The 1,541-nt window shown below is 75.1% G+C and carries 1 protein-coding gene; it reads left to right on the top strand.

Annotated features, from left to right (window positions below; all coding sequences use genetic code 11):
- Nucleotides 1-118 precede the first annotated feature (118 nt).
- The coding region (locus tag ACIQOV_RS40925) for a type I polyketide synthase (protein ID WP_401056153.1) at nt 119-1,541 on the top strand (1,423 nt) is incomplete at its 3' end.

The raw sequence follows: 1,541 nt of genomic DNA, 5'->3' as shown, positions 1-1,541 counted from the left end.
CTCCGGAACCGGTCCGGCCGACACCCGTCCCTCCGGAACCGGTCCGGCCGACACCCGTCCCTCCGGAACCGGTCCGGCCGACACCCGTCCGATCGGTACCCGCTCGACCGGCCACCTCGTGCCGGGGTCCGGCCGGGGCGCGCTGTTCCGCCCGGAGTGGCAGCGGACCCCGGGCCGGCCGCGCGGTCGGGTCCACGAGGTGCGGCCCGGCGACGCCCCCGCCGCCCTGGCGCTCGCACTGCGGGAACTGCAGGCCGACCACGAGCACCTCACCGTCCTGGTACGGCCGGGAGATCCGGCGGGCGCGGCGGTGGCCGGCCTGGTGCGGGTCGCGCAGACGGAGCACCCGGGCCGGTTCACCCTGGCCGAAATCGGCGACGGGCAGACCGACATGGTGGCCGAACGCGCGAACCTGGTCCCCGTGCCGGGCGGCACCTTCACCTGGCGCGGCACCGTCCTGGTCACCGGGGGCGGCGCACTGGGCCGGGCGGTCGCCGAGCACCTGAGGGGCAGGGGAGTGCGCGTCGTCGTCGCCGGCCGCAGTGGCGAGACACGCCTGGACGTCACCGACCGGGCGGCGCTGACCGCACTGGTCGACTCCATCGAGGACCTGCGGGCCGTCGTGCACACCGCCGGAGTGCTCGACGACGGCATCCTGACGTCGATGACCCCGGCCCGCCTGGCGACGGTGTGGCGCCCCAAGGCCGAAGCCGCCTGGCAGCTGCACGAGTTGACCGCACAGCGGGACCTGGACGCCTTCGTGCTGTTCTCCTCGGCGGCCGGTGTGCTCGGCCACGCCGGGCAGGCCAACTACGCGGCGGCCAACAGCTCTCTCGACGAACTCGCCCGCCACCGGCGGCGGTTGGGACTCCCCGCGCTCTCCCTGGCCTGGGGACCCTGGACGATCGGCATGATGGCCGACCGGACGGCCGCCGCCGGCCTGCTGCCCCTCGCGCCAGCCGAGGGCCTGGCACTCCTGGAGGCGGCACTGGGCACCGACGAACCCGTCCTGGTACCGATCGCCTTCGACCACCCGAACGGTCCGACCGAGCCCACCTACCCCAACCAGCCCCACCACCCGCACCGTCCGGAACCGCGGAGCACACCGGAACCGACCCCGCCGGCCAGCACGCTGGAGATGGTGCGCGCCGAGGTCGCCGCCGTCCTCAGCTACCCGGACGTGGACCCGGACACCCCGATCCCCGACCTCGGCTTCGACTCGCTGACCTCCATCGAACTGCGCAACCGACTGGAGGAACGGACCGGCCTGCGCCTCCCCGCCACGGTGGTGTTCGACGCCGCCACGCCGAGGGCCCTCGCCGAGCAGCTGCGCCCACCGCCGGCCCCGGGGACGCTCACCTTCCTGTACCGCAAACTGTGCGAGCTGGGCCGGCCCCGGGAGGCCATGCACCTGCTCGTCTCCGCCTCCTGGGCGCTGCCGTCGGCGGCGACCCTCCCGTCCGTCGCCCCGCAGCGGCTCAGCGCCGGCGAAGGCCCCCCGATGGCCCGTTACACGGGCTACGTCCAGCTCGAAGTGACCC

This window comes from Kitasatospora sp. NPDC091257 (assembly GCF_044757675.1).
Lineage (GTDB): Bacteria > Actinomycetota > Actinomycetes > Streptomycetales > Streptomycetaceae > Kitasatospora > Kitasatospora lactacystinica.
Note: the sequence above shows the minus strand (reverse complement) of the source record. Positions and strands in the feature narration are given on the sequence as shown.